At 69.5% G+C, this 20,192-nt stretch carries 26 protein-coding genes; 10 read left to right on the top strand and 16 right to left on the bottom strand.

All coding sequences use genetic code 11. The features are described 5' to 3' along the window. Window positions 1–15 precede the first annotated feature (15 nt). From ACIA5H_RS08820 to ACIA5H_RS08790, 7 genes are all read right to left on the bottom strand, one after another. Entirely contained in the window at window positions 16–1,125 is a 1,110-nt protein-coding gene (locus ACIA5H_RS08820; RefSeq protein ID WP_379253782.1) for an ATP-binding protein, read from the bottom strand. Beyond that, on the bottom strand, window positions 1,112–1,822 hold the full coding sequence (locus tag ACIA5H_RS08815) for a response regulator transcription factor (RefSeq protein ID WP_379253783.1): 711 nt from the start codon (window positions 1,820–1,822) through the stop codon (window positions 1,112–1,114). The genes ACIA5H_RS08820 and ACIA5H_RS08815 overlap by 14 nt, the downstream gene beginning before the upstream one ends. Before the next feature lie 446 nt (window positions 1,823–2,268). After that, window positions 2,269–2,616 (bottom strand): hypothetical protein, encoded by a 348-nt coding sequence (locus ACIA5H_RS08810; RefSeq protein ID WP_355075259.1) that lies wholly within the window; start codon window positions 2,614–2,616, stop codon window positions 2,269–2,271. Window positions 2,617–3,128: 512 nt separating this feature from the next. Then, a complete protein-coding gene (locus ACIA5H_RS08805) occupies window positions 3,129–3,914 on the bottom strand; it encodes an RNA polymerase sigma factor SigF (protein WP_379253784.1) in 786 nt (261 codons plus the stop codon). After that, window positions 3,904–4,335: an anti-sigma factor gene (locus ACIA5H_RS08800; protein ID WP_355075255.1), complete on the bottom strand. Its 432-nt coding sequence runs from the start codon at window positions 4,333–4,335 to the stop codon at window positions 3,904–3,906. Before ACIA5H_RS08800 ends, ACIA5H_RS08805 begins: the two co-directional genes overlap by 11 nt. A gap of 168 nt (window positions 4,336–4,503) precedes the next feature. Continuing rightward, window positions 4,504–5,187 carry a PAS and ANTAR domain-containing protein gene (locus tag ACIA5H_RS08795; RefSeq protein WP_397074943.1) on the bottom strand — a complete coding sequence of 228 codons (684 nt, stop codon included), beginning with the start codon at window positions 5,185–5,187 and terminating at the stop codon, window positions 4,504–4,506. A gap of 90 nt (window positions 5,188–5,277) precedes the next feature. Next, a complete protein-coding gene (locus tag ACIA5H_RS08790; protein ID WP_355075253.1) occupies window positions 5,278–5,691 on the bottom strand; it encodes an STAS domain-containing protein in 414 nt (137 codons plus the stop codon). Between the two features lie 396 nt (window positions 5,692–6,087). Here ACIA5H_RS08790 and ACIA5H_RS08785 point away from each other — a divergent pair, with 396 nt between their 5' ends. Then, window positions 6,088–7,287 (top strand): glycosyltransferase, encoded by a 1,200-nt coding sequence (locus ACIA5H_RS08785; protein ID WP_397074940.1) that lies wholly within the window; start codon window positions 6,088–6,090, stop codon window positions 7,285–7,287. A 1-nt stretch (window position 7,288) separates the two neighbouring features. On the opposite strand, the gene ACIA5H_RS08780 is transcribed toward ACIA5H_RS08785, so the two are convergent. Further along, window positions 7,289–7,801 (bottom strand): DUF6328 family protein, encoded by a 513-nt coding sequence (locus ACIA5H_RS08780; protein WP_397074938.1) that lies wholly within the window; start codon window positions 7,799–7,801, stop codon window positions 7,289–7,291. Beyond that, window positions 7,788–8,213, bottom strand: coding sequence for a ChaB family protein (locus ACIA5H_RS08775; protein WP_379253788.1), 426 nt, complete (start codon window positions 8,211–8,213; stop codon window positions 7,788–7,790). The genes ACIA5H_RS08780 and ACIA5H_RS08775 overlap by 14 nt, the downstream gene beginning before the upstream one ends. A gap of 141 nt (window positions 8,214–8,354) precedes the next feature. Between ACIA5H_RS08775 and ACIA5H_RS08770 the strand changes: the two genes are divergently transcribed. Genes ACIA5H_RS08770 through ACIA5H_RS08760 form a run of 3 tightly spaced genes read left to right on the top strand, consistent with a single transcriptional unit; the run spans window position 8,355 to window position 9,913 of the window. After that, window positions 8,355–8,918, top strand: coding sequence for a nucleotidyltransferase family protein (locus ACIA5H_RS08770; RefSeq protein ID WP_355075246.1), 564 nt, complete (start codon window positions 8,355–8,357; stop codon window positions 8,916–8,918). Next, on the top strand, window positions 8,919–9,188 hold the full coding sequence (locus ACIA5H_RS08765; protein ID WP_355075244.1) for a BON domain-containing protein: 270 nt from the start codon (window positions 8,919–8,921) through the stop codon (window positions 9,186–9,188). A gap of 5 nt (window positions 9,189–9,193) precedes the next feature. After that, complete coding sequence (locus ACIA5H_RS08760; RefSeq protein ID WP_356965695.1) at window positions 9,194–9,913, top strand: metallophosphoesterase; 720 nt, start codon at window positions 9,194–9,196, stop codon at window positions 9,911–9,913. A 12-nt stretch (window positions 9,914–9,925) separates the two neighbouring features. Here ACIA5H_RS08760 and ACIA5H_RS08755 read toward each other — a convergent pair whose 3' ends face one another. After that, window positions 9,926–10,345, bottom strand: coding sequence for a CBS domain-containing protein (locus tag ACIA5H_RS08755; protein WP_355075241.1), 420 nt, complete (start codon window positions 10,343–10,345; stop codon window positions 9,926–9,928). Window positions 10,346–10,540: 195 nt separating this feature from the next. Here ACIA5H_RS08755 and ACIA5H_RS08750 point away from each other — a divergent pair, with 195 nt between their 5' ends. From ACIA5H_RS08750 to ACIA5H_RS08730, 5 genes are read left to right on the top strand one after another with little or no spacing between them, the layout of a single operon-like run. After that, window positions 10,541–10,885 (top strand): hypothetical protein, encoded by a 345-nt coding sequence (locus ACIA5H_RS08750; RefSeq protein ID WP_355075239.1) that lies wholly within the window; start codon window positions 10,541–10,543, stop codon window positions 10,883–10,885. 57 nt (window positions 10,886–10,942) lie between these two features. Continuing rightward, on the top strand, window positions 10,943–11,401 hold the full coding sequence (locus ACIA5H_RS08745) for a hypothetical protein (RefSeq protein ID WP_379253791.1): 459 nt from the start codon (window positions 10,943–10,945) through the stop codon (window positions 11,399–11,401). Continuing rightward, complete coding sequence (locus ACIA5H_RS08740) at window positions 11,398–11,715, top strand: hypothetical protein (RefSeq protein WP_397074933.1); 318 nt, start codon at window positions 11,398–11,400, stop codon at window positions 11,713–11,715. Before ACIA5H_RS08745 ends, ACIA5H_RS08740 begins: the two co-directional genes overlap by 4 nt. Beyond that, window positions 11,712–12,647, top strand: coding sequence for a glycosyltransferase family 9 protein (locus ACIA5H_RS08735; RefSeq protein ID WP_397074931.1), 936 nt, complete (start codon window positions 11,712–11,714; stop codon window positions 12,645–12,647). The genes ACIA5H_RS08740 and ACIA5H_RS08735 overlap by 4 nt, the downstream gene beginning before the upstream one ends. 52 nt (window positions 12,648–12,699) lie before the next feature. Further along, window positions 12,700–14,205, top strand: coding sequence for an FAD-dependent oxidoreductase (locus tag ACIA5H_RS08730; RefSeq protein ID WP_397074926.1), 1,506 nt, complete (start codon window positions 12,700–12,702; stop codon window positions 14,203–14,205). A gap of 16 nt (window positions 14,206–14,221) precedes the next feature. On the opposite strand, the gene ACIA5H_RS08725 is transcribed toward ACIA5H_RS08730, so the two are convergent. The 4 genes from ACIA5H_RS08725 to ACIA5H_RS08710 form a co-directional block, all read right to left on the bottom strand. After that, on the bottom strand, window positions 14,222–14,749 hold the full coding sequence (locus ACIA5H_RS08725) for an AAA family ATPase (RefSeq protein ID WP_379253795.1): 528 nt from the start codon (window positions 14,747–14,749) through the stop codon (window positions 14,222–14,224). A 54-nt stretch (window positions 14,750–14,803) separates the two neighbouring features. After that, window positions 14,804–15,664, bottom strand: a complete 861-nt coding sequence (locus ACIA5H_RS08720; RefSeq protein WP_355075227.1) for an SDR family oxidoreductase — start codon at window positions 15,662–15,664, stop codon at window positions 14,804–14,806. Window positions 15,665–15,699: 35 nt separating this feature from the next. Then, on the bottom strand, window positions 15,700–16,722 hold the full coding sequence (locus tag ACIA5H_RS08715) for a PP2C family protein-serine/threonine phosphatase (protein ID WP_397074923.1): 1,023 nt from the start codon (window positions 16,720–16,722) through the stop codon (window positions 15,700–15,702). Between the two features lie 294 nt (window positions 16,723–17,016). Continuing rightward, complete coding sequence (locus tag ACIA5H_RS08710; protein ID WP_379253797.1) at window positions 17,017–18,057, bottom strand: AraC family transcriptional regulator; 1,041 nt, start codon at window positions 18,055–18,057, stop codon at window positions 17,017–17,019. Between ACIA5H_RS08710 and ACIA5H_RS08705 the strand changes: the two genes are divergently transcribed. Further along, entirely contained in the window at window positions 18,056–18,214 is a 159-nt protein-coding gene (locus ACIA5H_RS08705; protein ID WP_397074920.1) for a hypothetical protein, read from the top strand. The genes ACIA5H_RS08710 and ACIA5H_RS08705 overlap by 2 nt on opposite strands. A gap of 11 nt (window positions 18,215–18,225) precedes the next feature. Here the strand turns inward: ACIA5H_RS08705 and ACIA5H_RS08700 are convergent, their stop codons facing one another. Further along, a complete protein-coding gene (locus ACIA5H_RS08700) occupies window positions 18,226–18,870 on the bottom strand; it encodes a pentapeptide repeat-containing protein (RefSeq protein ID WP_379253798.1) in 645 nt (214 codons plus the stop codon). An 80-nt stretch (window positions 18,871–18,950) separates the two neighbouring features. Further along, window positions 18,951–20,192: an RNA polymerase sigma factor gene (locus tag ACIA5H_RS08695; protein ID WP_397074918.1), complete on the bottom strand. Its 1,242-nt coding sequence runs from the start codon at window positions 20,190–20,192 to the stop codon at window positions 18,951–18,953.

Genomic DNA, 20,192 nt, shown 5'->3' with positions numbered 1-20,192 from the left:
TTCTTTACGGTCGTATTACGGATGGATGTCGCCGAGCCGGGGCAACCGCACGACGAATCGCGCGCCGCCGCCGGGACGGTCGGTGCAGTGCACTCCGCCACCGTGTGTGGCGACCGTCTCGGCGACCAGCGCCAATCCGATCCCCGTTCCGTCCGGCGAGCGGCGGCCGCTGCGGGCGGTGGCGAATCGTTCGAAGATCCGGTCGCGGTCCGCGGCGGGGACGCCGGGGCCCGCGTCGTCGACGGTGAGCACCGCGTCGGTGCCGTCGCGGTCGATGCTCACCGCGACCACACCGCCGCCGTGCCGGTCGGCGTTGTGCAGCAGGTTGGCCACCGCGCGCTCCAGTTCGACCTTGCGGCCGCGCACGGTGACGTCCTGACGCACCGTGAGCAGCTCGCCCGGATAGCGACGGTCGCTCAGCGTGTGCACCAGCAGGTCGCGCACCGACAGCGGCTCGGCGTCGCCGTGATGCATGCCCGCTTCCACCCGCGCCAGAGCGAGCAGATCGTCCAGCAGTTTGCGCAGGTGCTCGACCTCGGCGGTGATCAGGCCGAGCGCCCGTTGCGAACGTTCCGGCAGATCGCCGCGATGCCGGTTGAGCACGTCGACGCTGGCCATCAGGGTGGTCAGGGGCGTGCGCAGCTCGTGGCTGACGTCACCGAACAGCCGGTGTTCGCGCTCGATACGCCGTTGCAGCGAGTCCACCATGGTGTTGAACGACTCGACGGTGATCGCCAGATCCTGGTCCCCGGTCGCGGGCAACCGCTGGTCGAGATCACCGGAGGCGATCCGTGCGGCGGTGCCCGCCAACTGGTGCAGCGGGGTCAGCACCCGCCTGCTCGCCCACCAGCCGACCGCCGCGCCGATCAGGGTGACCACGACGGCGCAGCAGATGAGCACGTTGCGCAGCAGATCGAGATCCGCGTTGAGGTCTCCCGGCGATTCGCTGCCCGCGTGTGTTCGCTGCGCTTCCAGGTAGCCGCGGCTGATCACGAAGACCGAAACGACCAGTACCAGCGACATCAGCGCGGCGATCGTCGCGAAGGCGGCGGTCACCCTGGCGCGAAGGCTCCAGGCGTTCGGATTCCAGCGTTCGGCGTCGGAGCAGCGTTCAGCGGCGCACATCGAGGCGATAGCCGAGCCCGCGCACCGTCACCACGATGCGCGGATCGGACGGATCCCGCTCGATCTTCGTGCGCAAGCGGCGCATGTGCACGTCCACGATGCGTTCGTCGCCGAAAAACCCACGGTCCCAAACACGTTCGAGCAGCACCGTGCGGCTGAGCACCCGGCCCGGCGTCTCGGCCAGCTCACACAGCAAACGGAATTCGGTGAGCGTCAGCCTGATCTCCTCGTCGCCGCGGCGCACCACCCCGCTGTCCTGCGCGAGGACCAGCGGAGCCGTGTCGTCTGCCTCGAGCACCATCTCCTGCGGCGTCTCCCGTTCGGCGGTCAGCCGGAAGCGGCGGCGCACCGCGCGCATACGAGCGGTGATCTCCTTGATTTCGAACGGCTTGGTCACGAAATCGTCGGCACCCGCCTCCAGGGCGGCCACCACGTCGTGGGTGTCGTCGCGAGCGCTGACCACGATGATCGGGACGTCATGGTCGCGGCGGATCTCCCGGATACACTCGAACCCGTCCATGCCGCCGAGCATCAGATCGACGATCATCACATCGGGAACACCATTGCTGCGCAGATGAGTGAGCGCGTCCTCGGCTTCCTCCGCCTCGTCGACGTCGTATCCCTCGTCTTCCATAGCGAGCCGTAAGGCACCGCGGACCCGGTCGTCGTCTTCCACGATCATCAGGTTTGCGCTCAAGACCTTATCCCTTGCAGACATGCGGAAGCGCGTCACGATGCGGACAACCGCATCCCCATACCGACGCGACCTTCCGCTTTTCGAGCAACCTTTGCTCGGCTTCGAGTACCCCTGTGCCCGGCCGGTAAACGTCCGGCAGACCGATGTGGGGCCTCTTGGTTGTTCCATCGACGCTATACGCCCGCCCGACTCGGGCAGCACCGGGGCGGCAGCGGAACTCGCCTTCCGCGCACCGCGGCACGACGCGGAGAACGACACCGAACGCGAAACGTGCACGGTAACAGCATTTTTCGAATAATCGATCGCATCAGGTCGCGCCTGCGCGAACCCCAGGGCCGACAATAGGTTTCGCGAGGCTATCGTGCCGTGCGTCACATTGATTCCGATGCGCTGATCACGGGCGCGCCACCGTGACCGGTCTCACGACTATTCCAGCGGCCGCCCGGCTATCGCGGCGGCTCCAAACGGTTGAAGTTGCTCGGCGGATCATCGGTGCCGCGCTCCTCGTACCAGAAGCGAAGTTTCCTGGCATCGAACGTGGCGAACCACTCTTCCCACCGCACCGGGCGCAGCACGGCGCCCCCGTACCCGGGGAAGTCGAATCGCAACACCCCGAGCCGTCCGTCGTGCTCGCTGCCCGGCACGGTCGCGGGCCGGGCTCCGCGCTGGGCGGCCCAGCGGCGGATGACATCGTGGTTCCTGGTGACGGAGATCCCTCGGGACTGGATCGACGCCCCCGGCCCACCCGGTCCGAACCGCGGATTCCGGGTGCCTGGGCGGCGCTGGTCGGTCATGACGAGCTCCTCGAGCCATCGGCATCTGTTGTCCGGTTCCTGTCTAACTACCCGTTGGGCCTGTTATGCAAACTGGTCGGCCGAACCGTGGCTGCCGAGCGAACCGGTTGGCGCCGTGATCGGTGGGTAACCGGCCGATGATCGGCCGGACGAAGCGCGGTCACAGCCGTAGCGCACGCCGATCACCCGAACGAGGAGGAGTTCGCATGTCCACCGACAGCGCGACACAGCCGGTCCCGCCCACGCCCGAGCCGGACCCCGTACCGCCCATCCCGGAACCGGATCCCGTACCGCCGATTCCCGAGCCGGACCCCATTCCGGAGCCCAATCCTGTTCCGCCGGAACCTGATCCGCATCCGCTGCCACCGGTGCCCGGCCCCGCGCCACGTCCGCCGGTACCAGGACCGGCGCCGACGCCCCCCGCGCCGGATCCCGGCCGCCCTTCGCCGGACCCCGGTCTACCCGGACCGTCGCCGGACCCGACTCCGCCGAATCCGGTGTAACGGCCGACGTCAGTCCCGCAGCGCCTGCTCGCGCAGCGCGTTCAAGGTCCGGGAAAGAATGCGCGAAACGTGCATCTGGGAGACTCCGAGCCGCTCGGCGATCTGATTCTGCGTCAATGACTCGAAGAAACGCATGGTCAGCACCTGACGCTCACGCTCGGGAAGTTCGCCGAGCAGCGGTTGGACCGCCATCACGTCCTCGACCAGGTGATAGGAGGACTCTTCGGCGCCGAGGCTGTCCAGTAGCGGCTGCGCGGTGTTCTCGGCGTCCTCACCGGCGGTCGCGTCGATGGACGACGACTGGTAGGCGTTGCCCGCGATCAGCGCTTGGGTCACCTCGACGAGCTCGACATCCAGCTCCGCCGCGATCTCCCTGGCGCGTGGCATCCGGCCCAGTCGCTGGGACAGCGTTTCGACGGTCGGACCGATACTCAGCTGGATCTCCTTGGTCCGGCGGGGCACCCGCACCGCCCAGGTGTTGTCCCGGAAGTGCCGCCGGACCTCGCCCATGATCGTGGGCACGGCGAAGGACAGGAACGACGATCCGCGCGTGACGTCGAAACGGTCCGCTGCCTGCACCAACCCCAGGCGGGCCACTTGCAGCAGGTCGTCGAAGTTCTCGCCGCGCCCGGCGAACTTGCGGGCGATGTGCTCGGCCAGCGGCAGGCATCGTTCGATCAGCTCCCGACGCATCGGCGCACGTCGTGGATCGCCGGGATCCAGCGCGGCGATCTTCTCGAACAGCGGCTCGATGTTGTCGTAGGTATCCCCGCGCGACCTCGGCTCACCCGCCATTCGGCGCACCTCGCACCCAGCTGAAGTCGATCACTGTCGGGTATCCGCCGAGCACACTGTCGTAGGAGCCCTGCGCGGCGGCGATCGAATCGGTCAGCGTGCGTACGATGTGCCAGCCGAGCCCGGCGTGCCCGAGCACCGACTCGGTGACCGCCACCGAGGAGACGTGCACGAACATCTTGCCGTCGTCATAGGTGAACTCGCAGTCGATCGTCGAGCCAACGGCGGCGTCGATGATGAGCGAGGTCGCCACCTCGTCGAGCGCGAGCCGGATATCGGTCACCTCGTCCAAGGCGAAGTCCGCGATGAGGGCGACTGTCTCGGCGAGCGCGCGGAGCATGGTCAACTGTTCCAGCCGAGCGGGCACCCGTACACCGACTGTCGTCGTGTCGGTCGAGGATCGGGAAGTCGACTCCCCCATTTGCCCATCACCACCTTGTCCTCACAGCCACTCCACTGCGGCCTGCATACCGCCGCCGAGTTCTCCTTCTCAGCCACCGGAACACCGCGGACGCCACGGACTGTGGAGTGGAATATCGCCGCGTTCCTCGTCCGGGACGTACCCGCCGGGATGGGATCGAAACGCCGGTCAGTCGCCGTCGATGCGCTCGTGGGCGGTGAGCAGCAGATGATCGAATTCGGTGCGCAGCCCTACGGTGACGCCGGCCAGACCGGGCAGATCGGCGACCAGCCGCGCGGCCAGTTTGCGCAGTTTGACGTTGGTCTCCTGCGATCGCCAGCTCAGCACACGGAACGCCTGCTCGGGGCCGACGCCGTAGATCAGCATGAGCGCGCCCTTCGCCTGCTCGATCACCGCTCGGGCCGCGTACAACTCGGGCAGGGCGTCGTCCAGCGTCTCCTGCCGGTGCTCCGCGAGGGTGTCGGTGACGTCGATGTAGTAGCCGGAGGTGCCCACCACCAGCCCCGAGTCGTCGATCATCCGGTCGGCGACCAGGACCACGTGGTGGACCGCGCCGGCGGTGTCGATGATGCGATGGCGACTGGAGAACGGTTCCGCGTCGGCGATCGACCGCGCCAAGGCGCTGGCCACCGCTTCGCGATCGTCCGGGTGCTTGTGCTTCAGCAACAACTCCGTGGTCGGCGTCACGGTCCCCACCGCGTAACCGTGCATCGACGCGACCTCGTCCGACCATTCCCAACGCTGGTCGGCGAACCAGAAACGGAAACTGCCGACACTTTGCGGCCTTCCGGTACCGATCACCTGGTCCAGCGCGAGGGCGTTCTCGGGCTGGACCGACCTGCTTTCACTCACCGCTGAAGTATCCGATGCCGACGCGCCCGGTGTGACCGGATCGGGAGCGGTCACACCGGCGAGCACCGGCCTCGGGCGACAGTCTTCGGCTCAGGCGTCCAAAGCTGTGCGCATGGACTGGTAGCGGGGGAACAACGACCGCACGCCGGTCACCTCGAGCGCCCGCTCGACTCCCGGTCCGCCCACGACGATGCGCAGGTCCGGACGACCCAACCCCTCTCTGCGCAGCGCGCCGAGCCGCACGGCCGCGCGCAGACTCAAGAACCTCGCCGCTCGCAGATCGATCACGACGGCATCGCACGGTGACTGCAACGCACGCTCGACCGTCTCGAAGAATTCGGCCGACACGGCGGCGTCCAACTCGCCTTCGACCCGGACCACCACGCATTCGCGACGGCGGTCCACCCGCTGTGCCCACAACCGGTTGTCCCGACGACGTCCCGGTCCCGAACCATTGAGATGCACGCCCTCGGCGTGGTCCCGTAGCAGAGAAATGGCAGACAAGTCGAACCTCCCGTGTAGGGGGTATCCAGTCCTCCGCGACGGCCGGAGAGGGCAGCGCGCGAATCGGTTGCCGTGCCGTCCCATCGACCGGCTGCGCCGAATGCGTCGAACCGGGGTCGGCTGTGATCTCAACCTCCCTACAGTGTGGCACGGCCGACCCCTTCCCGACAGCGTTCGGTAGGAGAACGTGACCCGCCGCCGGAGGGCCCGCGGCCGGGACAAACCGACCGTTCGGCCGGGAATGTGACCGCTGACGTGGGGTTTCATCGGGCCGGCCGCGGGCATATACCGAACATATTCCCGAACGTCACGCGATGCCGGTCGTAGGGCAACCGCGCGTATCCGCGCGCCCGGATGCCGCCCGCGACGAGAACGGAGCACCCGGTGAAGATTGCCATGGTTTCCGAAGATGCCAGCCCGCTCGCCGAAGGCAGCCCCGCCGACGGGGGCGGCCGCGGCGCCTATGTAGCGGAGTTGTCGGCCGCCTATGCCCGCCGGGGCCATGACGTGACGGTTTATACCCGACGTATCAGTCCGCACGCCCCGCCCGAGTTGCTCGCCGACGGCGGTTATCGCGTGGTGCACGTCGCGGCCGGACCGCCCAACCCCTTGCCGAGCGACCGCACGCTGCCCTACCTCGGTGACTTCGGCACCGTTCTGCGACGGCACTGGGGTGCCGATCGGCCCGACATCGTGCACGCGCACTATTGGAAGTCCGGGCTCGCCGCCGAACTGGCCTCCCGCGCCCACGGCATCCCGGTGGTGCTGACCTTCCACGGGCTCGGCACCGTGCAGCGGCGCTGCGAAGGTCTCGCCGACCCGAGCCCACGCTCGCGGATCCGGTTCGAGCGGCTCATCGCGACGCGGGCGGCGCACGTGGTGGCGACCTGCTCCGACGAGGTCGGAGAGCTGGCCAGGATGGGCGTGCCGCGCTTCCGTACCTCGATCGTGCCGCACGGGGTCGACCTCACGAGGTTCACCCCGGAGGGCGCGGCCGCCGATCGGCACGCCACGCACCGGCTGCTCGCGGCCGGAGAGCTGGTGCGCCGCAGCGGATTCGACCCCCTTATCGGAGCGCTGGCGGAGCTGCCGGACACGGAGCTGGTGATCGTCGGCGGCCCCGCCGCCGACGACGAGGACGACGCCGAAGGCCGCAGGCTGCGCCGCATCGCATCGGATCATGGTGTGCGAGAACGGCTTCGATTGACCGGACCGGTCACGCGGCCGACCCTGCCCCGGCTGTACCGCTCCGCCGACGTCGTGCTCTGCACGCCCTGGTACGAGCCGTTCGGCCGGGTGGCGCTGGAGGCTATGGCCTGCGGGAAGCCGGTGATCGCCACGGCTGTCGGCGGCCTGCTGGATACCGTGGTCGACGGCGTCACGGGACGATTCGTCGCTCCGCCCGAACCCGCTGCCATCGTGCGGGCGGTGCGCCCGCTCCTGGCGGACTCGACGTTGCGCGAAACCTGGGGCGCGGCAGCCTATCAGCGGGCCGCGAGCCGCAATTCCTGGGATCGGGTCGCGGTCGAGACGCTCAGCGCCTACCACCGCGGCGCCCCCGCTCACGCGGGCGAGGTCGTCTCCTGGGCGCGGTGAATCAGTAGGGCTCGGCGCGGACGTCCTCGGACGCGCTGCGCCAGCGCCACGGGGCGACGAGCCATGTCGACACGAACAACGCGACGGCGGCGATACCGGTCACTATCGCCGCTGCCGTCCCCGTCACATAGTCGACCACGAGAACCACCGCGCCGATCAACGCGAGACCCAGCAGTGCGACGCCGGCCATCGCGCACCGGTGCGCCGCCCAGACGACATTGCCCAGCCGGTGCCTGCGGAACAGGATCCGATGCCAGGACACCGGCGCGATCAGGAACACCGTCGCCCCCAGCACAGCAGCCAAAGTGGCGATGTACAGCGCTCGCAGGCCCGGCGCCAGCGTGCCGAACGATGCCTGGAACGGCAGCACCAGCAACGCCCCGAACAGGAATTGCACACCGGTCTGTACGACGCGCAACTCTTGGATCAGGCTCGCCCAGTTCCGGTCCAGTCGTTCCAGCTCGGTCTCGCCGCGCGCACGGCGGGCCCAGTCGTCGTCCTCACCCTCGGGCACGCGCGGCCTCCCGGCGGTTGCGTTTCTTGATCGCCTCGACGAGTTCGTCCTTGCTCATCCGCGAGCGGCCGGTGACCTCGAGTCGCCGGGCGACCTCCAGCAGGTGTTGTTTCGACGCGTTGGCATCGACGCCTTCGGCCGTCTCACCTCGCGCGTCCGGCCCGTGTTGCCTGGCGCGTTCGTCCGAGGGACCGCGGTGCGCCTTGGGCTCCCAGTGGTCGCCGACTTTCTCGTAGCTGTGCTTCAGCGCGGCATAGGCGACGCGGTGGGCGCGCTGTTCGTTCCCGTCGTACTGCTCCAGCGCGGCGTCGTGCGCCTCGGCGAAGGTGCGCTGCGCCTTCTCCTCCGACCGCTTCAGCGTGCTCGGCAACTCGGACTTCTTCACATCGCCGCGCGCTGTCGTCTTGGGCATGTGTCGCTCCTTCCCTGCTCGCGAGGTTGGTCCGAAGTGGTCCGAAAGCCCGGTGCCGGGCCGCGTCGGGCCCTCCGGATATCCGGACGCATACCCGGTGAAACGTCGATTAACCCGGTGTCCGCCGGGTACCACCGCTGCATGGCCGTTACCACCGATCAGCTGCTGCATGCGCTCACCCGCACGGTGAACGCCTTGGCGGCGACAGACATCCGATTCGCGGTGGCGGGCGGCTGCGCGGTCTACGCCCGTGGCGGCCCCACCTCCCAGCACGACGTGGACATCTTCGTCAAACCGGCCGACAGCGGGCGGGCGATCCAAACGCTGGCCCGTGCGGGGCTGCGGGTTTGCGACCCGCCGGAGAACTGGCTACGCAAGGTCTACGCCGACGACATCCTGGTGGACGTCATTCACCGCCCGAACGATCGCGAGGTGACCGACGAACTGCTCGACCGGGCCACCGAGATGCGGATCGGGCCCGCCAAGGCCCCGGTGATCAGCGGTACCGACCTGATGATCGACAAGATGCTCGTCTTCGACGCGCACCGCCTTGATCTCAGCCCGATTCTGCATATCGCGCGCGACCTGCGCGAACAGGTCGACTGGGAGGTGGTGCGCGAGCAGACCAAGGCCTCGCCCTACGCGCGGGCCTTCCTGGGCCTGCTGGACGATCTCGGCATCACCCGCACCGGAAAGGTGGAGTAGATGGAGCAGCCGCAATACCTGGTCGCACGATTGCGCCGGGCGCTGGCCGAGGATCCCCGCACCGCCGAACTCGGTGTGCAGGTGACCATTCGCGGCGACGTCGTGGTGCTGTGCGGCGAGGTGAGCAGCGAGAACTGCAAACAGCAGATGGAAACCGTCGTGCGCGAACAGCTTCCGCACGCTCGGATCCACAACGACGTCCATGTCACCCGTCCCACGGCGCCCGTCGAAACCGAGACGCTGGAGCCGGACGGATCCGAAAGGAGTTGAGCGGCATGCGGATAGCCGCGGTCGGTGACGTACATCTCGGCGTGGATTCGCGCGGGCAATGGCGGGAGGCACTGGACGGACTGTCCGCGCGAGCGGATGTGCTCCTGCTGGCGGGCGACCTGACGCGCCACGGCGCCGTCGACGAAGGCCGGGTGGTCGCGGAGGAGTTCGCCGACCTGGGCGTGCCCGTCGTCGCCGTCCTGGGCAACCACGACTATCACAGCGACGCCGATCAGGAGATCAGCGCCGTGCTGGCCGACCACGGCATCACGGTGCTGGAAGGCACTTCGGTGACGTTGCACCTCGACGGGAGCACGCTCGGGGTCGCGGGCACGAAAGGCTTCGGCGGCGGCTTCGCGGGCAAGTGCGCAAGCGTCTTCGGTGAACCACTGATGCGCGAATTCGCCGGGCACACCGTGGACGTGGCCGCCGCACTCGGCGATGCGCTGGCGAATCTGCACACCGACGTCACCGTCGCGCTCACGCACTACTCCCCGATCAGCGACACCCTGCACGGCGAGCCGAGGGAGATCTATCCGTTCCTCGGCTCCTACCTGCTCGGCGAGGCGATCGATGAACACGGCGCCGACCTGGCGTTGCACGGTCATGCGCACGCGGGCACCGAGCGCGGCACCACTCCGGGCGGCATCCGGGTGCGCAATGTCGCCCAGCCGGTGATCCGAGCGGCGTACGCGGTCTACGACATGCACCCGGCCGCGGTCTGAGTAGGGCCGGACTCAGAAGTCGGTCGAGATCGCCTCCACGGTGCTGCCCGACTGGGTGTTCTCGACGGTGGTGGCCACGTCGGCCTGCGCGATGATTCCGACCAGCTTGCCTTTCTCCAGTACCGGCACGCGGCGCACCTGATGCTGCGACATCACCGACATCACCTTGCGTACGTCGTCGTCGGCTTCGACGGTGACCAATTCCTCGCCCCCGAGTTCGCCCGCGTCGACGCCGAGCGGGTCCTTACGCTGGGCGATCACCTTTACGACGATGTCGCGATCGGTGAGCATTCCTTTCAGCTTGTCGTCCTCACCGCAGATGGGTAAGGCACCGACGTTCAACTCCGCCATGCGCTGCGCGGCCGCAACCACCGTGTCGCTGGAGCGGACACACTCCACGTTCGGGGTCATGATGTCCCGTGCTGTTGTCATCGGGATCCTCCTGAATCTTCTCGCGGGTACGAGCGGCCCGGAACAGGGTCGCTCGCTGACGTCCTACCCCCGTTTCGGATCCCTTAACGCGGGCATCCGACCGGTATGGCCGCCCAGGACGGCCCGCTCGCAACGGCGCGGGCCTCGGGAGGCCCGCGCACCGAAATCGTTGCCGCTCAGCAGAAAGGACATCCGATGCTGCCAGCACCGAACGAGCCGACCGCGGGATCCGGCGGCGCCGGAGAGCAGCACGTGGCCCGGACCCACGCGTTTCCGGACGACACCCGCACCATTCGGACACACGCCGGAGAATCCATCGAGGACGCCCGGAACTGGCCGGGCATCATCCTGGTCGCGGTGGGCATCGTGGCCATGGCCCTGACGCTCACCGCCGCCGGGTACGGATTCGCGGGGTGGGCGGTGGTGGCGGGGGTCGTCAGCGGCGTCTGCATCATCGCGGGCGTCTTGGTGATCGTCGCCGAGCACCGCCGGATCAAGGCGCGAGAAGGCAGGCGGCTGCGGGACGCCGCCGGTCACTGATCCTCGCCCGATCGCGTGCCGCCCGCGGGGATGCGGCTTCGAACTCCAGGAGAAGGAATGACACACCAGCCCAATCGGCCCTTGGGCCGCTTCGCCCTGCTCATCGGCGCTATGGCGGCGGGATCGGCGCTCACGGCATGTTCGGTCGACGGCGGCGATCCGGCCGCGGATACGCCCCAGCCCGCGACCGTCTCGATCACCATGCCGGGGCCGAGCAGCCCCCAGGTGCCGAACACTGACCAGATCACGGCGGAAGCGGCGAAGCAGCTGTGCGACATGATGGGCGCGGACATCGACACCTGGCGTGGCCAGAGCGCCACGGTGGCCAAAGTGACGTTCAACGGCACCGTGCACAACTGGGCGGCCCGTAACGGCGGGCTCAACGACGTCGTCGTCACCCACCGCGACACGGTCGACGCCGTCACTACGCAGACCTGCCCCGACGTGCGCGAACAGGCGGTGCAGGCGCTCGGCGTACCGGACCTGGCCTCGGCGCTGGCGGGGTTCGGCCGATGAGCGCCGCGCGCCGGATGGGCATCGCCGTCCTTGCCGCGCTGGCGGTGTGCGCGGCGGGGTGCGGCGACGAGCCGGAGAAGATCGTGAACAAGGGCGGTGACACACCGTGCAACGAATACGTCGCCCAGGATCCCGATAAGCAGCGCGTCACCACCGAGAAGTTCCTCGAAGAGGAGCGCGAGGGTCACGAGACGCCCGACGCCAGAACCGTCGACGCGGCGATCACGGCGATCAAGTTGATGTGCGCGGCGCAGGCCAATCCGGACACCCCGATCCGCAAGGCCGACCTCACCGGCATCTTCGTGCCGAAATGAGCGTCTTGCTCGCGTTGCGCGCGCACGGGTTGCGGGAGCTGCTGACCGTGGTTCCCGCCCTGCGCGCGTTGCACGACGCGCGCCCGCGACACCGGCTCGTTCTGGCCGCGCCGGGATGGCTGCGCCCGGTGGTGGAACTGGTCGCGTGCGTCGACGAACTCCACGCGACGCCGATGGCCGCCGGATTGCGCTGGAACGCCGCGGCGCCGACCTTCGCGGTCAATCTGCACGACTGCGGGGCCGAGAGCATACGCGCGCTGCTCGCGACCGATCCGGAACGGATGATCACCCACCGCCACAAGGACTTTCCGCAGGCGCCGGGTCCGCTGTACGAGCCAGGCGTGCCCGACACCATGCGGTGGTGCCGGCTACTGGATTGGGCGGGCATCCCGGCCGATTCGGCCCGACTGGACATCACGCCACCACCGGAGTGCACCGGAGAGCGGCGCTCCATCATCGTCTATCCGGGCGGCGCCCCGGCGCGTCGCTGGCCCGCCGACCGTTTCGCGACGGTGGCCGCCGGCCTGCGCGAGTGGGGATGTCCGGTACGTATCGTCGGCAGTGCCGCGGACCGTCCGCTCGCCCTCAGCGTCGCGGCACAGGCGGGCTTGCCCGAAAACGACGTCCTGGCAGGCGAACTCACGCTGCGCCAACTCGCCGCGACGGTGGCCGACGCGTCCCTCGTGCTCAGCGGCGACACCGGCGTCGGGCATCTGGCCACGGCGTTCGGCACACCGTCGGTGCTGATCTTCGGTCCCGACTCGCCCGCGGTCTGGGGGCCGCCACCCGAACGGGCGGCGCATGTCGCGCTGTGGGCCGGGCACCCCGGCGACCCGCGGGCGGACACACCCGCGCCCGGATTGGCGATGATCAGCGCCGCCGAGGTGCTCGCCGCCGCCGATCGGCAGCTCAGCGGCCACGTGCGAGTATGAGAAGGAATCCGCACGGGCGTTTCGCCCCGTCGAGACCGGCTATCTCGGGCATATGACGTCCCTATGGTTGCACGGCGCGCAGGTTCCGGCGCGGTTGCGGTTGACGCCGGGATCGCGCTTCGACACGGTGGTGATCGGCGGCGGGCTCACCGGACTGGTGACCGCCCTGCTGCTGGTCGAGAACGGCGTGGAAGTGGCCGTGGTCGAAGGAAGGCGCGTCGGTGCGGGCACCACCGGGGCTACCACGGGGAAGGTCAGCCTGCTGCAGGGGACGCGTGCGCAGCAGATCGCCCGGCACCATTCCGACGACGTCCTGCGCGACTATGTGGCGGCCAATCGCGAAGGGCAGGAATGGCTCTTGGAGTACTGTGCCGCACACGGCGTGACCGTCGAGCGGGCAGCAGCCTTGACCTACGCGCAGAACGACGACGAAATGTCGGCCGTGCGAGCGGAATACGCCGCGACGCAGAAGGCGGGCCTGCCCACCGAGCTGTTACGCGAGCTGGACGTCGACTTTCCCGCGCTCGGCGCGGTGCGCTTGGCCGATCAGGCCCAACTCGATCCGATGGCCCTGTTGGCCGCGCTCGCGGCCGACGTGGAGTCACACGGCGCGCCGATCTACGAATCCACCCTCGTGCGCGGCGTACATCACGGTAGCGGCGGTGATCTCGTCGTCTCCACCGAACACGGCGACCTCGGCGCGGGCCGGGTGGTGCTGGCCACGGGGACGCCCATCCTCGATCGTGGCGGATTCTTCGCCCGCCTCACTCCGCAACGCTCCTATCTGACGGCCTTCCGCCTGGACCGACCGGCTCCGCGCGATATGTACATCAGCGCGGGCAGCCCGACTCGCTCCCTGCGCCGCGCGCAGGGACCGGACGGCGAGCTTCTGCTGGTCGGCGGCAACGGTCATGTCGTCGGCCGCGGCGGATCGACCCGGGAGAAAGTGGAGGATCTGGTGAACTGGGCGCACACCTGGTTCCCGGGCGCCGAGCTGACGCACCGCTGGTCGGCTCAGGACTACTCCCCCATCGGAGAGCTTCCCTATGTGGGTCCGTTGCTGCCGGGGCAGAACGACATTCAGCTGGCCACCGGCTACGCCAAGTGGGGTTTGACCAACGGGGTCGCCGCGGCGATCGCGCTGGCCGGACGGTTCACCGGGGCGGCACCTCGATGGGCGGGCGCGCTCGCGAGCTGGCGTCCGGACGAGCTCAAGGCACTGCCCGCGGCGACGAAGATCAACGGCGCCGTGGCACAGAAACTCTCCGCGGGCTGGCTGCGGGTCGCGACCCACCACGACGGCGACGCTCCGGCCGAAGACTGCGGCATGGTCCTGCGCGAGGGCCTGCACCCGACGGCGGTGTGCACGGTGGACGGCGTCACCAACCGGGTCTCGGCGGTGTGCCCGCATCTCTACGGCATCGTCAACTGGAACGACGCCGAACGCACTTGGGACTGTCCGCTGCACGGCTCGCGTTTCGCCGCGGACGGCACGCTGCTCGAGGGCCCGGCCACCAGCTCGCTCACTCCCCTGCACGAGCCGCGCGACACCCGGTGAACGGGCGACGGGCTGCTCAGTCCGTCAGCGGCCTGGCATCGGCGAGGATTCGATCGACCGTCTGCTCGACCGTGAGATCCGACGTGTCCAGCCAGAGCCCGATCCGGGGAGTGGTCTCGCGCAATACCCTGTCCAGCCCCGCGACGGTGAATTCGTCGTAGGCGTCTTTTCCGCGTCCGGCCTCGCGCGCCAGGACCACTTCGGTGCGCGGCGCGAGCACGACGACATACAGCGGTCGCGTGACGATCAGATCCGCCGTCCAGGGCAGGAATTCACCGAGGAAGACATCCTGCAGCACAGCCGTGAACCCGGCATCGGCATAGGCGTCGGCCGTCGCCGCGGCCAGGCTGTGCCGTAGCCGCAACTGGGCCAGCGCCTCGGGCGAGGGGTCCGCGGTCATCTCGGCACGCCCGTTCACCACGAACCGGCGGAAGGCGTCCCCGCGCACGTGCGCCGAGCGCGGCAGCCGCTCGGCCAGCGCCTGGGCGACGGTGGATTTGCCCGCGGCCTGGATGCCGGTGATCAGATAGACAGCCGATGCCATGACGACGATCATGGCGCGCCCCGCCACGACCGGCTACGGCGACCCTGCCGACGCTCAGTTCGCCCGAGCGCCTGCCTTCTGCTCGACATAGCGGTTCATCGCCCAATTCAATCCGCGCATCGCGGCGTTGTACGCGGGCGGGAAATACCGCTGCGCCCAGAAGCCCACGCGAATGTCGGGCGAGGTGAACACGAGGTAGCGGTTGCGCTCGACACCACGCACGATCGAGCGCGCCGCCGCCTCCGGGGTGACCGCGTGCCGCATGAACAGCGCCATGCCCCGCTGCACCGCTTCGGCCGTGCGATCGACGCCCGCGATGTCGACGCTGTCGACCATCGGCGTGGCCATGGCGCCCGGACACACCAAGCTCACGCCGATGCGGTGGCGTGCCAAGTCGAAGCGCAGCACCTCCGACACCCCGCGCAGGCCGAACTTGCCGGCGCTGTACGGCGCGTGCCACGGCAAGCCGAACAGACCGGCCGCCGAGGATACGTTCACCACGTGACCGCCGCGTCCGGCCGCGATCATCGGCGGGACGAACGCTTCGATCACGTGGATCGGGCCCATGAGGTCGATGTCGACGGTGCGCCGCCACTGATCGTGCGTCAGCCGGTCCACGGTCCCCCACGTGGCGATACCGGCCACGTTCATGACGATGTCGACGCTGCCGACCACGTCGTGCACCTGGGCCGCCAGCGCCACGACCTGGTCGTAGTCACTGACATCGGCCGCCTCGGCGACGTGAACGGTCGCGCCCGCGGCGCGCGCGTCGGCCGCGGTCCGCGCCAGGCCGTCAGCGGCGATATCGGTCAGCACGAGCGAAGCGCCTTCGGCTGCCGCCGCGAGCGCCGTACTGCGACCGAGACCGCTGGCCGCGCCGGTGATCAGACAGGTTTTGCCGGCGAACTTCGTCATAGTCGATGACCATACGCAACCATGAACATCACTGTCTATGGAACAGGCGAACGGCTCTCCCACGGAACCGGCGCGAGCGCGACCGTGATGTTGTCGCCGCCACCGCAACGCAATGCGAACTCCGCGAGCGCGCGGGCCGCCTCCGCGGGCGCCTTCGCCGCCACCTGGTCGGACAGCGTGGCGGGCGCGGGCGAGTAGTTCCACAGCCCGTCGGAGCACAGCAGCAGCACACCGGGCCCCGAGACGCGCACCGTCCGAACGCAATTGTCCGCCCACGGCTTCGGCGGGCTGTCCGCGCCGAGCCAGCGGATCAGCGTGTGCGCCCGGGGATCGGCCATCGCCGCGCGCTCGTCCATCGCACCCGCGTCGACCAGTGCCTGTGCCCACGAGTCGTCGACGGTCAAGCGCTGGGCCTGCTCGTCGCGCTGGGTCGGCAGCCAATAGGCGCGGCTGTCACCGACGTTCGCCACGGTGATCTCGGTTTCCGAGCCGTGGTGGGCGACGATGGCGGACACATACGTGCACGAGGGCGCGGGACCATCGGGAACGTCCACGTCGCGGACCGCCTGCACCGCGGCCGCCAACCCGGCCATGATCGCCTCGGTCGCGGGCTGTCCGGCCGCGAGCGCGGCGGCGGTCGCGCCGACACCGGCCCGGACCGCCGCGCCGGAGGCCACCTGCGGCCGGGACGAAGTCGACACGCCGTCACTGACGGCGATCACGACCGACGCGTCCGTTTCCGGCACTACGCCTTCCAGCACCCCGGCCGCGACGGCGTCCTCGTTGCGCGCGTGGGCGATGCCGCGATCGGTGAGCACCGCCACCGCGCCCAGATCGGTGTCGAAGCGATCCGGCACCGGGCGCGACCGGCCGCACCGCGCACAGCGCCCGTCGGCGTAGAAGTGGTCGCCTCCGCAATCGGCGCACGACGTGGCGTCGGGACCGGGCAGCGCTATGTATCGATAACCGAGTTCCCGACCGCAGGACCCGCACCGCAGGCCGTCGAGTCCGACAGCCGAGCATCCGGCGCAGCGTAGGTCGGCACCTTCATCGTTCATCGAACGGCTCCCCGGCCGACAGTGCCGTGGCCCGCGGGCGCGCCATGCTCCGGAAGTCGTTGGCCCAACCGTAACCACAGTGGCGTATTGCTGGTGCGAACTTCCACACCCTCCTCCTTCATCTCCCCGGCAGGCCGACTCCGATCGCGATAGTACGGGAGTGTTCCGGGTCTCGATCCCGGTGCCGGATCTCCCTGCCCGCTGCCCGGCAGCACGATAGCCGACGGTCTGCCCGCACCCGCGAGAGATGGCACCCCGCGCCGGATGATCCGCACGAGGGCAGCCGCTCGTCGCTCAGACCAGCTCGGGCGACCGATGCGACCGCCGCCCCCGCGTGCGAAACGTCTGCGGAGGGCAGCCCTGCCAACGGCGGAAGGCCCGGATGAAGGACGCCGCCTCCGCATAGCCCAGTCGCGCGGCGACCTGTTCGGTGGTCATGTCGGTGTGCGCGAGCAGCACCTCCGACATGGTCTGGCGTACCTCGTCCAGCAGCGCCCGGAACGAGGTGCCCTCCTCGTTCAGCCGCCGCGACAGGGTGCGCGAGCTCATGAACAGCCCGAGAGCGACTGTCGCCTGATCGGGGATCTCACCCGGAGTGCGAACGAGGCGGTCGCGCACCGACGCCGCGACGCCGGTGCGTGACCGGCGCCGGTCCAGCAGGTCGCGGCACAGTTGTCCGCAGTTGTCCCGCGCGGCGGCGTTCGCCGGTGGCAGCGGCCGGTCCAGCACACCGCGGTCGAAGACCACCGCGCTCGTCGGCGCACCGAAAACCGGCGCCACACCGAAGACGTCGCGGTACCGCTTGATGTCGCGCGGACCGGCGTGCCGGAAACCGACCCGCCGCACCGGGACGCCCACGGCGAACAATTCACGATCGAAGGCGGGCAATCCGGCCAGGGCCGCTTCGGCGAAGAAGGCCCGCATCTCGGGTGGGATGTCGGCGTCGTCGAAAACCAGCCGCGCTTCGCCGTCGGCTTCCTCGATGGCCAGTCGCCCGAACGGCACTGTGCGACCGATGTAGCGCGACCCCACCTCGATCAGCTCACGCAGCGTCCGGCTGCCCAGCAGCGCGAGACCCCACGGCCAGCGCGACCGCAGATCGTGCCGGACCGCCGCCGCGAGACCGAGTCCCGGCTCGTCGCCGAACCGGCCGAGCACCGTCTGCACCACCAGCAGTTCGTCCTGCGCGGTGATCTCGGCGGAGGGGTCGCCCAGTTCGGCGGGCGCCAGCGTGGTACCGGCCAGGCACTCGGCGGGCGCCATGCCCCGCTCTCCGGCGATGCGTACGAGCGCACGCACGCCTGCGGTGCTGCGGAGGGGATCCGGATCGACCATGACTCGCGTCCTCGATGAAGCGGTACTGCGCGGTATCGGCGCAATGTATCAATCGGGTGTCGTGCGCATCGGCGGTTCGCCGAAATGTCGTCACGGCAGCCGCTGGCAGTCAGCTGTTTTCGTCGCCGGAACGGTAGCCGTGTCCGGTGTCGCGTGAGTTCGGCGCCATCAATCCCGCACGGTGATACCGATGGAACGCGCGAAGGCGGGCGCGAGATCCATCAGCTGTGGACTGCTGATCGTCGCCCCGCGCAGGCTGTCGAGCCCGTCGGCGACATCGAGCGCCGTCGCGCCGCGCAGGTCCACTTTCACCACGCGAGCGTTGCGCAGCGAGAGCCGGACGAGCGCCGAGCCGGGCACCGTGATCTCGGTCAGCGCGGCCTCGGCGAAGTCACAATCGCGCAGCACGCAGTCGGTGAAGGTCACCTCGCGCAATTGGGCCCGGCGAAAGTTCACCGAGTCGAACTTGCAACCTTCGAATCGCACCCGCCGCAGGTTCGCGCCCGCGAAGTCGACACCGGACATCGCGCCCGCCACCACCTCGCTGTCCAGCCACGCCGTGTCGGCCAATTCGGTGCCGACCCAGCGGACGTGGCGCAGCCACACATCGGTGAACCGGCTGTAGCGCAGCGTGCCGCGGGTGAAGGTGTTCGAGCTGAACGCCGACTCGTTGAAGCGCGCGTGCGACACATCGACGTCGTCCAGCGCACCGCCGTCGACCCGGACGCAGTCGTAGTCGCCCTCTGCTTCGAGGTCCCCGTCCAAGGCGGTGAGATACCGCGCGTAGGGCAGGTCGTCGAGTTCGCGCGCCATGCACTCCTCCAGTTCGTCACGAAGATCGGTCGGCGACGAGTATTCCGGTGCGCAACGACAAGTTCGGCCGCCGATCGAGATCAGTCGCCGCTCGACTCCAGCCGGGCGGCGCGGGACAGCAGGTAGCGCTGCTGCGGAATGCTCGTCGTCCGCTCCGCGGCGGCCAGATAGGCCCCGCGGGCGCCGGCGATGTCGCCGAGCATCTCCAGCAGGTGTCCGCGCACGGCGGGCAAGCGGTGGTCGCCGGCGAGACGCTCGCCGAGATCGTCGGCCAGCTTCAGCCCCGCCGCGGGTCCCACCGCCATCGCCACCGCGACCGCGTGGTTCAGCGCGACCATCGGATTGTCGGACGCCGCCAGCAGGCGTTCGTAGAGCAGGGCGATCTGCGGCCAGTCCGTCGCGGCGTAACTGGGCGCCTCGTCGTGCAGTGCGGCGATCGCGGCTTGCAACTGATACGGCCCCGGAATGCCCCGTGGCAGTGCGGCGGTGACCAGTGCGATTCCCTCGGCGATCGCGCCCGCGTCCCATCGGCCGCGGTCCTGTTCCTCCATCGGGATCAGCTCGCCGCCGGGGCCGGTGCGTGCGGCACGACGGGCGTCGGTGAGCAGCATCAGCGCCAGCAGTCCCGCCACTTCGTCGTCCTCGGGCAGCAGGCGGTGCACGAGGCGGGTGAGCCGGATCGCCTCGGCCGACAGCTCGACCCGGTGCAGATGGGGGCCGGAAGTGGCGGCGTAGCCCTCGGTGAAGATCAGATACAGCACGTGTAGCACGGCGGCCAGCCGGTCGGCCCGGTCGGCCGCGGACGGCGGCGCGAACGGCACGCCGCTGCGTGCGATAGTGCGCTTCGCCCGGCCGACGCGTTTCGCCATGGTCGGTTCCGGAACCAGGAAGCACCGGGCGATCTCCGCGGTGGTGAGGCCGCCGACCGCGCGCAGCGTGAGCGCGACCTGCGAGGACGGCGACAGCGCGGGGTGACAGCACAGGAACAGCAGGATCAGGGTGTCGTCGGCGTCGCTGGGCTGCCGGTCGGCGGGCGGCGTCAGCCAGTCCTCCGGCAGCGCCCAGCGAGCCACGGTCTGTTCGCGTTGCCTGCGGGCCTGCTCGGCCCGCAGCAGATCGGTGAGCCTGCGCGAGGCGACGGTGATCAGCCAGGCCAGCGGTTTGGCCGGGACACCGTCGGCGGGCCACTGCGTCGCCGCGGCGAGCAACGCCTCCTGCACCGCGTCCTCCGCGGTGTCGAAGTGCCCGTACTTGCGCACGAGCGCGGCGAGGACCTGCGGCGCCAACGGGCGCAGCAGGTCCGTCGCCACCGGATCGGGCAC

The sequence above is a fragment of the Nocardia sp. NPDC051900 genome (assembly GCF_044452545.1).
In the GTDB taxonomy this organism is placed as follows: Bacteria; Actinomycetota; Actinomycetes; order Mycobacteriales; family Mycobacteriaceae; genus Nocardia; species Nocardia sichangensis.
Note: the sequence above shows the minus strand (reverse complement) of the source record. Positions and strands in the feature narration are given on the sequence as shown.